The 12,721-nt window shown below is 65.1% G+C and carries 11 protein-coding genes and 1 tRNA gene; 9 read left to right on the forward strand and 3 right to left on the reverse strand.

Going from position 1 to position 12,721, the window contains the following annotated elements; genetic code table 11:
• The first annotated feature begins 174 nt into the window (after window positions 1–174).
• Window positions 175–1,686 (forward strand): MFS transporter, encoded by a 1,512-nt coding sequence (locus J8F10_RS16355; RefSeq protein ID WP_210655356.1) that lies wholly within the window; start codon window positions 175–177, stop codon window positions 1,684–1,686.
• 525 nt (window positions 1,687–2,211) lie between these two features.
• On the opposite strand, the gene J8F10_RS16360 is transcribed toward J8F10_RS16355, so the two are convergent.
• The 3 genes from J8F10_RS16360 to J8F10_RS16370 form a co-directional block, all read right to left on the reverse strand.
• On the reverse strand, window positions 2,212–2,646 hold the full coding sequence (locus tag J8F10_RS16360; RefSeq protein WP_210655358.1) for a hypothetical protein: 435 nt from the start codon (window positions 2,644–2,646) through the stop codon (window positions 2,212–2,214).
• Window positions 2,647–2,858: 212 nt separating this feature from the next.
• Window positions 2,859–5,678 (reverse strand): M1 family aminopeptidase, encoded by a 2,820-nt coding sequence (locus J8F10_RS16365; RefSeq protein WP_210655360.1) that lies wholly within the window; start codon window positions 5,676–5,678, stop codon window positions 2,859–2,861.
• Window positions 5,679–5,910: 232 nt separating this feature from the next.
• On the reverse strand, window positions 5,911–6,141 hold the full coding sequence (locus tag J8F10_RS16370) for a Trm112 family protein (RefSeq protein ID WP_210655362.1): 231 nt from the start codon (window positions 6,139–6,141) through the stop codon (window positions 5,911–5,913).
• Between the two features lie 304 nt (window positions 6,142–6,445).
• Between J8F10_RS16370 and J8F10_RS16375 the strand changes: the two genes are divergently transcribed.
• From J8F10_RS16375 to J8F10_RS16410, 8 genes are all read left to right on the forward strand, one after another.
• Window positions 6,446–6,742, forward strand: coding sequence for a Sec-independent protein translocase subunit TatA/TatB (locus J8F10_RS16375; protein WP_210655364.1), 297 nt, complete (start codon window positions 6,446–6,448; stop codon window positions 6,740–6,742).
• A 70-nt stretch (window positions 6,743–6,812) separates the two neighbouring features.
• A tRNA-Val gene (locus J8F10_RS16380) sits at window positions 6,813–6,884 on the forward strand.
• Window positions 6,885–7,003: 119 nt separating this feature from the next.
• The gene (locus J8F10_RS16385; RefSeq protein ID WP_210655366.1) at window positions 7,004–8,311 is read left to right on the forward strand and encodes a tyrosine-type recombinase/integrase; all 1,308 of its coding nucleotides are present in this window, start codon (window positions 7,004–7,006) and stop codon (window positions 8,309–8,311) included.
• Between the two features lie 113 nt (window positions 8,312–8,424).
• A complete protein-coding gene (locus J8F10_RS16390; RefSeq protein ID WP_210655368.1) occupies window positions 8,425–9,183 on the forward strand; it encodes a hypothetical protein in 759 nt (252 codons plus the stop codon).
• Between the two features lie 81 nt (window positions 9,184–9,264).
• On the forward strand, window positions 9,265–9,642 hold the full coding sequence (locus J8F10_RS16395; RefSeq protein ID WP_210655371.1) for a DUF1580 domain-containing protein: 378 nt from the start codon (window positions 9,265–9,267) through the stop codon (window positions 9,640–9,642).
• Between the two features lie 224 nt (window positions 9,643–9,866).
• On the forward strand, window positions 9,867–10,613 hold the full coding sequence (locus J8F10_RS16400; protein WP_210655373.1) for a hypothetical protein: 747 nt from the start codon (window positions 9,867–9,869) through the stop codon (window positions 10,611–10,613).
• Window position 10,614: 1 nt separating this feature from the next.
• Window positions 10,615–12,036 (forward strand): hypothetical protein, encoded by a 1,422-nt coding sequence (locus J8F10_RS16405; RefSeq protein WP_210655376.1) that lies wholly within the window; start codon window positions 10,615–10,617, stop codon window positions 12,034–12,036.
• Window positions 12,037–12,047: 11 nt separating this feature from the next.
• A complete protein-coding gene (locus J8F10_RS16410) occupies window positions 12,048–12,479 on the forward strand; it encodes a hypothetical protein (RefSeq protein WP_210655378.1) in 432 nt (143 codons plus the stop codon).
• Window positions 12,480–12,721: the final 242 nt, after the last annotated feature.

The raw sequence follows: 12,721 nt of genomic DNA on the forward strand, positions 1-12,721 counted from the left end.
AGGCCCCTGCCCCAGCGCCCAAACAAGTTACTGGCAACGAACTACGATCGCGGCGGTCGGGTGCCCGCCCCAGCCGAGTCGGGATGATTTTCGGCTCCCCCTTGCCCATCCCGCGCGGTTCCGCCATCCTGCTCATCAACCCTGCCGCGTGCTTATTGTTTGGACTACCACCCCATGAGCCTGCCCGCTGCCACGTCCCGCGGTCGCAACCTCGCGCTCCTCGCCGCGCTGCTCGGCTGGATGTTCGACGGGATGGAAATGGGCCTGTTCCCGCTCGTCGGGCGCGACGCGCTCGGCGAATGGCTCCGCGACCCGCTCGACCCGTCGCGCGCTGATAAGGACAGCGTGAGCAAGTGGTACGGCATCATCATGGCGTGCTTTCTTGTGGGCGCCGCGACCGGCGGGGTCGTGTTCGGGTGGCTCGGCGACAAGATCGGGCGCGTCCGCGCGATGACCGTGAGCGTCCTCCTGTACTCGATCTGTAGCGGGCTCTCGGCGCTGTCGCAGGGGCCGGAACAGCTCGCGGTCCTGCGGTTCCTCGGCGCGCTCGGTATGGGCGGCGAGTGGGCGCTCGGGGTCGCGCTCGTCATGGAGGTTTGGCCGAACGCTTCGCGCGCGTGGTTGGCCGGCTGGATCGGCGCGTTCGGGAACCTCGGGTACACGGTCTGTGGCGGGATCGCACTGGCGCTCGGGCGCGTGAAGGCCGATCTCCCACGGTGGATCGAATCCGTCGGCGTCCCGCACGATTTGGCCGCAGCGCTCACCGCGAACGGGAACTGGCGCCTGCTACTGCTCGTCGGCACGGTACCCGCGCTCCTCACGCTGTTCATCCGACTGCTGGTACCCGAGTCGGAGAAGTGGACGAAGGAGAAAGAAGCGGGGAAGGCGTCGCACTGGGCCGGGCGCGACCTCATCGGCGTCCTCGTCGGGGCGGCTGCCGCGCTGGGAATCATCGCGCTGTGGGCGGTAAGTGGGCTCGATCTCTGGGTCCGCGTGTCCGGCTCACTGGTCGGGCTCGCGGTCGTGGTCTTCGGCTACCTGACGCCGGCGCGGGGTTACCTGTCGCGGTGCGATCTGGCACCGGCCGCGAAGCGCCAGACGCTCGAGCGGATGCTCCTCGCGGCCGGACTGAGCGGCGTTCCCCTATTGGCGACCTGGGCCGGGCTGATGTGGATGTACATGTGGGTGAACGACCTCCCGGGCGAGAACGTTCCGGCCGAGGTGCGGCGGGCGTGGCTCCAGATTTCGTCGTCGATCGGGGCCGCAATCGGGTGCGTGGTCGCGGCGGTTGTGGGCGGAGCGCTCGGGCGCCGACCGGTCTACGCGGCGCTGTGCGTGCTCTCCCTGATTACGATGGTCGGCTTCTACAAACTGAACACCGAATACGGCCCTGCGTTCGTGCTGTCGGCGGGGTTGCTGGGCACGATCTCGGCGGCGTTCTACGGGTGGCTCCCGCTTTACCTGCCCGAACTGTTCCGCACCTCGGTGCGCGCAACCGGCCAGGGCTTCGGGTTCAACTTCGGGCGCATCATCGCGGCCGTCGGGCAGCTCCAAATGGCGAACCTGCTCGCGTACTTCGACAAGGACTACTCGCAGGCCTGCGCCGTGGTCGCCGGCGTTTATGTTGTGGGATTGGTGCTCATCGCGATCGCGCCCGAAACGAAGGGGCAACCGCTGCCCGAGTGACAGGGAGTTGGGAAGAGCAATCCGCCGCGGATGAACGCCGATAACACGGATCAATACCGAAGACGGGATAGCCACAAAGGACACAAAAAAGAGAGGACAGAGGACAGAGGACAGAAGAAGTCAGGAGACCCGATACAAAGACCGGACGTGTTGGTTTTTGTAGCCCCGGATGGGGCGACCGATCGTAGCCAGGGGTGAAGCGCAGCGCAACCCTTGGCCGACTCCCGCGAACCCCCACGAATGGACCGGGGGACGAACGCGAAGACGAAGCCAGCCCCGTAGGGGCGACAGAGCCTCTGATTGGGCTGTCGCCCCTACGGGGCTGGCTTCATCTTGTGCTGGTCTACCAGGGGTTGCGCTCCGTAGCTCGCTTCACCCCTGGCTACGATCGGTCGCCCCATCCGGGCTACAAAAACCAACCCAAACCTCTGTCTTCTTCTGTCTTCTGACCTCTGTCCTCTCTTTTTTGTGCCCTTTGTGCGTTTTTGTGGCCATTCTGACTTTCCCGATCTGTATTCACTCCGCTCAGATGAGCACTTTGCCGGCGCGCTGGCACCCGCAGGCAGCGCACACGGGGCACACGCGCCACTTGTACGCCTTTTCGCTGCACGACGGGCACTCGTCGTTGAACCGCTCGTCCACGGGGGTCTTGCACCGCCAGCAGTGGTCGAGCTTGTCGCCCTTCCGCTTCGCCTTCTTGGTGTGGGACGCCTTCGGCTCGTGTGCCGCGAGCCGCTCCCCCAGGTAACCGCGGAGCACGTTCGCGTACCGCACGTCCTCGGGCGTGAAAGCGTCCTTGATTTCGGCGTACAGCGCGTTCAGCTGTTCGATGGCTTGAGCCGCTTCGTCCGCGACGTCGGACGACCCCCGTGACTTGACGACGACCACGCGAAGCTGCTCGATCGCGGCCTCGACGCGGCGCTGTTGCTTTTCGGCCGCCGGGAGGGTGGCATTTGGCATTGGGTACTCGGGTTGGTTCGTCGATCGGTGGCGTAACGCACTCTCATTATACCTAAAATGCGCGACCATTTCGCCCCAAGTCTGCGGAAACGACCCGCGCACCTTTGAATGCGAACGCGCGGCGCAATTGAAAATCTGGTGCCGCGCCCCCGCGCCGACCCAATGCACAGGCACCCGGTACGCGCGCGACACCTGCCGGGAATCGCGTGATTTCAGAACGAGTGTTGGACGCCGAACCAGAATTGCAGCGGCGTTCCGCCGTTGAGAGACTTGCCCACATCGAAGCGCAGCGTCGCGCGTTCGATGAAACTGAACACCGCGACGTCGACCCGGAGCCCCGCACCGACCGCGTGGGCCACGTTTCCACCGACGGCCCGACCGTTAGCGTACACCGCACCGACGTCGTAAAAGGTGGCGAGCCAGACGTTTCGCGCGCCGACACTGTGATCGAGCGCGTCCCAGGTCACGTTCCGCGCCAGCGGCCAGCGCATCTCCAAATTCCCGACCCACAGGGCACTACCCTGGCGCTCGGCGAGATCGAACCCGCGGAACAGCGTGCCGCCGCCCAGTGCGAAGAACTGCCCGCGGTCCGGGGTCGCGAACTGGCCCACCACGCGCCCCGCGATCCGCGCGACCCGGAACGGCCCGGTCCACTCCGGCAGCGTGTGGACCGCGGCGAGCTCCGCGCGGGCCTGCGCCATCGGCTTCCAACCGTCCGCAAAATCGGCCTGTCCGCCGGCCGCCATCGCATCGGCCCAGAGGCCGCACTCGGGGTCCCAGTACGGCGTGTACAGGTTCAATCGCACGTGCCAGCCGGCCATCCACAGGCGGTCCCAGCGATCGCCCCCGGGCCGGCGGGCGAACGGCAGGAAGTTGTCCTGGTAGGTCGCGAACGCCTCGTCGTAAAACATCGGCGGGAGGTAGAGGCTCGCCGATTCCTTGTGAATGTTCCGCGCGTAGATCGATCCGCGCTGGGCACCGCTCGCACCGTCCAGGCCGCCCCACGGCCCGCCGATGCGCGTTTCCCAGTTCGCGCCGATCTCGCGGTGCTCGAACAGCAACTTGCCGTCGACACCCACGATCGCGTCGCGGTAGTCCGAGCGGATCGCGGTGTACGCGCCCGTCGCGTAGCGCTCGGTGCGGAACCCGCCGGCCCGTAGGCCGAGCATCGTCGAGCGCGTGTACCACGGGTCTTGTGCGGCCGGCCCCCACACCCACGGCCCGGCGAGGAAATTCCAGCGGTTGTAATCGGCCGTCAACCCGGTCTCGTCGAGCATCGTGTACAGCGGCGTGACGTGCGTCTTGATCGACGGTTTCCACCGGTTGTTGTTGGGGTTCGCGTCGAGCAAAACACCGTCGGGATCGACCGTCACTTGCTCGGGTTCAAAGGGCAACTCGAGGTCCACGCGCCAGCGGTTGTCGCCGATCGGCGTCGCGGTCGCGTTGTGCTGCTCGAACTTTACGGTTTCCGGGAACGGACCGACCGGAACGCGGACCGTGGTGGCGCCGCGCGTGAATTCGAGCAGCGTCGGTTCGGTGAACTCGCGGCTCTGCTTCACGGTGACGGAAACTGCGTACCCGGTCCGCGAACGCGGGCCGCCGAGTGCCTCGACCCGCACGCGCTCGACCGACCAGTCCGTCAGCCCCTTACCGAACACCCAGCGCTGGAAGAATTCGCCCCAATCGCGCCCCGTATACGCTTCGAGTTCCGCACGCAGCAGTTCCGATGAGAGGATGTTCCACGAATACTTTTTCACCACGCCGCGAATAAAGTCGAGGAACGCGGCTTCGCCGAGCCGGTCCTCGATCATCGCGAACACCTTCGACCCGCGGTCGTAGGCGCCCGTGAACAACCCGAACAGGTGCTTGTACTGCGGGAGCTCTTGCGCCGCGGGCGTCATTTCGCCGTTGCGGATGGCGTGGTACATGCTGCCGTTGCGATAGTTCTCGCGGTTGATGTTCGGCAGCCACTCCAAACCCTTCGGCCACGCCAGGAGCGGGTTGTTCTTGCCGCGCTTGGTGTCGACGAGGCGGTGCGTGAAGTACGCGGCCGCACCCTCGTCGAGGTACGGCTCCGTGAACCCGTTCGTGCCGATCATGTTGTACCACCACTGGTGGCACGTCTCGTGCGACACGAGGTACTCGACGTACCCCCGCGCGAGGTGCGGCATCCCGAAGACGCGCTCGTCCACCATAATGAGGCCGCCGCACTCGTTCCCGTTCCAGCCGAAGTACGACTCGGCAACGGTGAACTGCGAGTACGGGTACGCGCCGAACCACTGCGAAAAGGTCGTGATCGCTTCGCCGACGATCTTCAGGATCTCGGTGGCGTAGAACTCGTGCTCGGGGAACGCGAGGCAGCGGAGCTTCACCTCGCGGCCGTCCGGGAGCTTCGTGGAACTGATGAACTCCTGATAGCGCGCGGACGAGAGGACCGCGAAGTCGCGCCCCAAGAACGGCTCGCACTCAACTTTTTTCTTGTTGCCGGGGAGCTTCTGTTCCGACTTGATGACCGCCGAGCACGCGACCTTCTCGTTCTCCGGCACGGTGATCGTCGCGCGGAAGACGCCGGCCTCGTTGTACCAGGGCTGGTGCCACGGCACGAACGGCATCGGCTTCCACCCGCCGTCATCGCACACCGCGAGAAGCGGGATGGCGTTCGTGAGGAACGTGACGCCCTCATAGTGCCCCCAGCGCCCCTGTTTATTGGGCAACCGGACGTCGCACACCAACTCGATCGTCGCACTCTGGCCCGGCTGAACGGCGTTCGGCAGCTCGAACCGCAGCGCGGTCGTGTTCTTCTCGTCGTAGCTGTAGTTCAGTGGAACCAGTGCGGCATTAGCACCCAAAAGGTGAGCGCTGGTGACGTTGCCCATTTTGCCGTCGCGGTCGATACCGAGCGACGGTTGGAGCCGGAGTAACTCGAGCGTCTTCGCGAACAGTAATGATTCGCCCGCAGGCACCTGGAAGTGCGGGTAGAAGTTGAAAACGAGCTGATTCGTTGCGGTCTTGGTCGTGTTCGTCCAGGTCACGCGCTCGCGGATCGTGGCACGGTGAGTGGTGCCATCGATCGCAATATCGAGGTCGTATTGCGGCCGGTTTGGTGGCTGTGGAGCCGGCGCAGGTGCGTCGGCCGCCCCGGTCGAAGGGGTGAACGTAGCAAGGGCCGCGACGAGAATCGCGAGCCGTACCGCCCACCAACGAAATCTAGCGCAGATGATGACCACGGCTGCGGGATAGCATGGGGCGCGGAATGACGCCAGTTCAGTTGGCGTGCTTCCGGCGGTTCGCCCGCCTGTGACACGGGAGCTGACTCACTTCGCGCATCCCGGCCGGCAACTCGGCCTCATCAGGCACGAGAACGGGCAAGCCCTGTTTAATAGGGAAATGTGCCGTACAGCCCGAGCAAACGAGCTGTTGCTCGTCGCGACTGAGCGTGGCTTCGCGCTGGGGATCGAGCGGGCAACGAAGTTGTGCGAGGAATGCGTCGTCCATGAAGTTTAATGTAGCTGGTCCGACACCAACGGGAGAAATTTCGTCTCGATAACGTCCAAACCTGGAACGATGTGGCCCTCCTGAATGCTTAGAGCCTAACTCGCCCAAGATCAATCACTGCGTAGCCCTGCCCGACTTCCCAAGCTCGTTCTGGAGGGAAAATTCCCCGGACCCCGCTTGCCCCTCACTGGGTTCGGCAGGTATGATTGCTAATGGCCTGCAGGCCGCACACCGGCGGGGTTACCTTCAACCTCCTCCACAACCAAGTTTCCGTCGCATTACCATCCAACTGAGGAGGAAGGTCGTGTCCACAACTCTGTTTGCAATGTTCGGTCTAGGTGGTCCAGAAATCCTGCTCCTTCTAGTTCTCGGCGTCCTCCTGTTCGGGCGGAAACTGCCCGACGTCGGTCGCTCACTCGGCAAGACGGTCGTCGAGGTGAAAAAGGGGCTGAAGGGGATCGAAGACGAAGTCAGCGAACCGAGCGCCCCGCGCGCCGCGATTGAACCCGAACCGATCAAGGCCCCGACCCGGGTGACGCCGTCGAGCGCCCCGAGGTTCGACGATGCCCCCGCTCCGACCAGTGCCCCGCCCAAGGTTTGAGCGCGAACCTTGACGCAGCGCCACGGCTCCGTTATTACAACACCACCCGCGGATGGTACGCGGGTGAACCGGGCGATTAACTCAGTGGTAGAGTGCGTTCTTCACACGGACGAAGTCACAGGTTCAAATCCTGTATCGCCCACTCTGACCTAAAGGCTTTCTGCCGAAGCAGTTCCTGCTTACCCCGGCGCGTGCCGGGTGCGGCTTCCAAACCAAGCGAACTGTGGAATCGTTCCACAGTTCGCGGCGAGGAACCCGTTCGTGAGCAATCCGCGAAAACCCACCCCGTCCTACCTGTTCCACAAACAAACCGGTCGCGCTCGCGCCGTCTGGACCGACCAAACCGGCACCCGACGCGATAAACTCCTCCCCGGTGCCTACGACAGCGCCGAGTCCCGCACCGCGTTCGCCAAATTGCAACTGGAGTACGAAGCCGCCCCGGCCATGACTTCCGTTACCGCGAGGGGTATCACGGTGGCGGAAGTGCTCTTGGCTTACGTCGGACATGCCGAGAGCCACTACCGGGGGCCGGACGGCGAGCCGACCGACGAAAACCGGCACATAAAGACCGTTGTCCGGTTCGTGCGTGAGCTTTACGGCGCAATTCCCGCTGCGGAGTTCGGCCCACTGGCACTGAAAGCGGTTCGGCAAAAATTCGTCGAACAGAAGTGGTCCCGCAAGAGTGTCAACGCCCGGGTCGAGCGCGTGCGCCGGATCTTCAAGTGGGCCGTCGCCGAGGAGTTGATTCCCCCGGTTATTTTTCAAGCGCTCACCGCGGTTTCCGGGTTGCAACGCGGGCGCTCCCCGGCACGCGAGACCGAATCGATCAAACCGGTCGAGGACGCGCTCGTAGACGCGATGTTACTCCACGTCAATCGGCACGTCCGAGGGCTGATCGAGTTCCAGCGTTTGACCGGATGCCGGCCGGGTGAGGCGTGTCGGATCCGGCGCTGTGATATCGACACAAACGACTCTGTGTGGGTATACAAGCCCACGGCCCATAAAACGGCCTGGAAGGGCAAAACGCGCGTCATCGTGATCGGACCGAGGGCCCAGGCCCTTTTGCGCGAGTACTTCACGTCCGACACTTCTGATTTCCTGTTCTCGCCCGTCCGCGCGGTGGCAGAGTTCCGAGCGGACCGAGCCGCGAACCGGAAGACGCCGAAGTACCCCAGCCACGTGAAATGGAACGAGAGTCGGCGGATCGGGACCAAGCGGAAGCGTCCACCGGCCGCGCGCTACAACCGTCGGGCCTACCTGACAGCGGTCCTCCGTGCGTGCGACCGGGCATCCCCGCCCGTTGGTGAATTGGCCCGGCGCGCCAACGAGTCGGTCGCGAAGTGGTGGTCACGATTGACGAGCGAACAGCGGGCCGCAGTGAAGGCGTGGCGCCGGGCGCACCACTGGCACCCGAACCAGTTGCGCCACACGTTCGCCACGAGGGTGCGCAAGGAGCACGGGCTCGAAGCCGCGCAGGTGCTGCTCGGGCACGCCAAGGCCGACGTGACACAGGTGTACGCGGAACGGAATGCGGCCCTAGCCACCGCGATCGCGGCCCAGATTGGTTAACTTGGCGACGCCCGAAGGCGCAATTGATCACCGAGCTATAGTTGGTCCGGTGCCGGGTGCCACCTTATGTCCCCCGTACCGGACCGGCCGTCCGACGTCGTGAGGTACAGGTCATGTCGGCCATTGCGTACGCCTACTCCATCTACCCCTACACGCACGAACTGGTTCAGACGATCACCGAGCGCCGGCACCTCACCCCCGATACCCCGTCGTGGCATCGACTCATGCTCCGTGACCGCTTCGAGCGGCATGTCTCAGCGCTGACCGATGCGGTCCTAGGGCTCACCCCCGAAGCATTGCGAGCGGAGATAGCGTCTGCGTCACTCCAACCTGGGAAAATCGATCCGGCCGCAGTGCGACGCGTGATCGCTGCCGACCCTTACTGCCCACTTGGGACAAATGAATCCGGGTTTGCGTTCGCGTTCGCGTTCGCCGAGACGCTCGCTGCCGGACTTTCACGGGCTGATCCCGCCGACGAGGCGATGGTTCGAGACATTATTCTGTATGGCCCGCAACCATTCCTGGCCATCGGAACCGTCGGGCCGCATTCACCGACGCGGCCCGAAGTGCCCGCAACACCCGGTTCCAGATTAGAATTCGAAGATCAATCTCGAATCGTTTCACTCGATTCGGTTCCCGATGCTTCATCCCTCCCAGTCGACGTCTACTGGTTCCTCAAGGCGATTGGTGCGGGAGAGAGGTGCGGTTCCATGATCCCGGGTTCCGACATTCAGAGTATGCCGGGTCTGGCGGGCAAGAAGCTCTCCCGGATCATCCGCAAGTTACCCAAGCGGTGGACGTCACTGGTCGCCTCACGAAATGGGGCGGGTGGTGGGTACTGCCTCACACTCCCACCAAAAACTTGTCCCTGAGTGTCCTTGGACGTCCTTTGGCAAAGGACAGCCTACTTGGCTACTGTTCACCGTGTCGCAATTCTTGCGAGGAGGTGGACCGTGGCCGATGTCATTTTGGGACCCGACGCCGCACCCCAAGTGCTCACTGAGATCCAGGCCGGTGACGGGTTGTCCTTGGCGCGCGCCGGGCGACTGTTCCCCGGTCACCGGGGCGGTGTGGCGGTCGATCCGAGTACCGTCTTCAGGTGGGTCACGGCCGGGGCCCGGGGGACCAACGGAGATCGGGTCAAGCTCGAGGCCGTCCGCGTCGGCGGGCGCTGGCTCACGTCCCATGCCGCGGTCGCCCGTTTCGTCACGGTCCTGACCGCCGTCTCCGAGCAACCCGTCGCGGTCCCCCCTTCTGTCACTCGATCATCGAATACGCGACGGAAAACGGCGGAGCGCGCCGCCGAAAAGCTCAAGCAGATGGGCGCGTAGCTCGGCCACGCACCCGATCCGCCACGGCGATCCCCAGCGATTCCGTTTGCTACTGCGAACGCCCTCGGGACCAGCAAGCCTCGAAACGGAACGTGCGCTCACCGCAAGTGGTAAGGCAGCAAAACCCCAAAAAATGAACGAGATGGCCGTGAAAACGGCACTGGCGGCGGCCCGTTGTGGGGCCGCCGCCAGGAGGTCGACTCAACCCTGTGGGATCAAAGTCTATGACTACTATAAGGCCGTCGAAAGCGGAACGCAAGACCGTCGATCCGCCGCCCCGGGTCGACGAGCGCGAACAGATCGTCAATCTTCGCGAGTCGGGACCGATCGAGGCGGTATCGTTGCCCGAGGACCTGGTCACTACGGTCTGCGGGATGATGTGCGACATCGACACCAAGTTGCTCGCCCCGGAACTCCTCGGCTCGGACAGCGCGAGCCCCGCACTCGGCCTGTACGAGGACCACGTGCGCACGTGGCTCGATCGGGACCCCGTCCTGCGTTGCGCCGAGGTGCGGTTCAGCGGGAGCGGGCTTCACGTCCTCGTGTGGTTCAAGCCCGCGGTCGAACTTCGCGACACGGGCGACCGCCAGCGCTGGCGCGGAATGATCAAGGCCGTCCAATCGTGCCTCCCCACGGACCCGACCGCGCCGGCCCTGACCGCCCTCACGCGCCCGATCGGCTCCGTCAACGGGAAGAATCAGCAGGCCGTCGCGCGCCTGCGGGAGGGGACACCGGTACCGACCGAAACATTCCGCGCGCTCTACGAACGGGTCCGCGACAAACCGTTCGCGACGGTGGCCACGCTCCTGTACGGGAGCGAGCGCGTGACCCCCTGCCCGGTGTGCGGGGCCGACGGGCGCACGCTCCTCGCGAGCGCCAAGGGCGGCCACTGCTACGGCGGGTGCGGGTCCGTGAAGTTACATCAGCTGATGGCCACGGTCATGGCGAATCCCGCCGAGAAGGGGGACTAACGTGGCAAAATCGAAATCGGGCTCCACGGAATCCGGACCGGCCGCGCAGTTGGCCGAGCGCTTGCGCGCGGGCGTGCGCGACGAGCAAACTGCGCCACCGCCCGGCGCCCGTGACCAAGATGTGCTTACCGGCCTCACCCCGAGCGGACAGTACCGATTGCCCGTGGAAGTCGTCGTCCGCTCCGGGATCGACGCGCTCCGGGCCTCGGGTCGCGTCTACGGCCACGGCGGCACGATCGTCTTCGATACCACGGCCCCGTCCGACGAACCGGCCCTTGTGCCGCTCCGCTCGGAGGCCCGCGTCGAGCCCGCGGCCGGCGGGTTACTCGCCAACATTCTCGTGTGCGGGGGCGAGGTAAAGGGGCAACCGGTCTGGTTCCCGCTCCCGAGCGTTTTCCTCCAGGTGCTCCTCAACGCCGAGCCCCTGGCGCGCGAGCTCCCGCGGATCGATCTCTACGCGCGACGGGCACTGTTCGGCCCCGATTACGAGCTCCTCAATCCCGGCTATCACCCCGGCCCGCGGTACCTGATCCACGGCGCGCCGGTCGAACCCGATGTCGCGCCGCTCCCGCACGCCGAGGCCCCAGTCGAGCGGCTCCCGCCCCACCTAAACCGACTCCTCTCGGGGTTCTGTTTCCGTGACGCGGCCGATTCGGCGAACGCCCTGGCACTGTTAATCACCGGGGTGCTCGTCAACCATTTCGTCGAGGGCGGCAAGCCGGTTGCCCTCATCGACGGCACCCAGCCGGGCCTCGGGAAGACCCTGCTGGTGCGCGTCATCGGGATGGTCCTCGACGGGGTGGACCCGCGCCCGATCCACTACACCCCCGACGATGAGGAGCTCCAGAAGCGGATCTGCGCCACCCTGCGGCCCAACCGCCAATCGGTCGTGTTGATCGACAACGCGAAGTCCCCGACCGGTACCCCGATCAGCAGCCCGGCGGTCGAGGCCAACTCGATGGCCCCGGAGATCAGCCTGCGGATCCTCGGCGTGTCCCAGAACTACGTGCGCCCGAACGACGCGATTTGGGCGCTAACGATGAACCAGACCCGGGTGAGCCCGGACCTCGTCAGCCGCGGGCTCCCGATCCGACTCGAGTATATCGGGGACCCGGCGCGGCGCGCGTTCGGGCGCGCCGATCCGATCGCGTACGCCCGAACGCACCGGCCCGAGATCCTGGCCGAACTGTTCGGGTTCGTGGTCCGCTGGACCCAACAGGGGCGCCCCCGTGGCGCCCAGGCGCACCGGCTGCACGGGTGGGCCGAGGTAATCGGCGGGATCATGACCGCGAACGGGTTCCCGGCTTTCCTCGCGAACTACGACGAGGCCGCCGCGACCTTTAATTCAGAGCTCGAAGAACTGTCGACCCTCGTCGAGATCGTACTCGCGGACCCGAACGGTCCGCACGTCACCACACCATAGGAGTGCTCGCCATGATCCACGGGACCGATGATCGGGCCCTGCCGGCCGCGAAATGGGTCACGTTCCTCGAGCGCGCCGGGGTATTCGGCGACGCCCACGCGAAAGCCGGCGGTACGCAAGCCAAGGCCATTGCTGCGGGCAAGTACCTGGGCGCGAAGGTCGGGCGCACCGTGCCCGTTGGTCTCAATGGTCGCACCGGCAAGGCGACCCTCCGGGTCGCCGAGGGCCGGGCCCGCGAGAAGAAGTACTGGTTCGAGATCGCGTGGGATCTGAGAGAGCCTCGCGCTCAAGCCGACGCCACGGCCACCGTCCCTGAACCCCATTCGCCGGACGCGCCGGCGTGGAAAAGTGGTGCTGATCCGATCCCAACGCCCGCACCGATTGGGGCGCCGAAGGAGGACGCCATAGTGGTGAAGGACGGGAACGGCGAAGAGTGGGAATGAGAGCCCTATTCACCACCACTAACTAGCGACCCAATCACCAGTTGTGACGAGGTGGTGAAGGTGGTGAATAGAAACGCCCTCCATTTGTCCCGGGTGTTGATCGGTGCCGGTCGCGAACGCGAGTCGTCTCGCCCGGCACCGAGGTCGGTTCTATTCACCACCCCGCCATTTTGGTCGCGTAAGTCGTTATCTACCAGCACCATAGCCGTGGTGAATACCCCTCCCCACCGACCTTCACCAAA

The organism is Gemmata palustris (genome assembly GCF_017939745.1).
In the GTDB taxonomy this organism is placed as follows: Bacteria; Planctomycetota; Planctomycetia; order Gemmatales; family Gemmataceae; genus Gemmata; species Gemmata palustris.

Excerpts from the sequence above, each read along its gene's own strand:
- J8F10_RS16355 (WP_210655356.1), top strand. The coding sequence starts at position 175 with ATGAGCCTGCCCGCTGCCACGTCCCGCGGTCGCAACCTCGCGCTCCTC.
- J8F10_RS16360 (WP_210655358.1), bottom strand. The coding sequence starts at position 2,646 with ATGCCAAATGCCACCCTCCCGGCGGCCGAAAAGCAACAGCGCCGCGTC.
- J8F10_RS16370 (WP_210655362.1), bottom strand. The coding sequence starts at position 6,141 with ATGGACGACGCATTCCTCGCACAACTTCGTTGCCCGCTCGATCCCCAG.
- J8F10_RS16390 (WP_210655368.1), top strand. The coding sequence starts at position 8,425 with ATGTCGGCCATTGCGTACGCCTACTCCATCTACCCCTACACGCACGAA.
- J8F10_RS16400 (WP_210655373.1), top strand. The coding sequence starts at position 9,867 with ATGACTACTATAAGGCCGTCGAAAGCGGAACGCAAGACCGTCGATCCG.
- J8F10_RS16410 (WP_210655378.1), top strand. The coding sequence starts at position 12,048 with ATGATCCACGGGACCGATGATCGGGCCCTGCCGGCCGCGAAATGGGTC.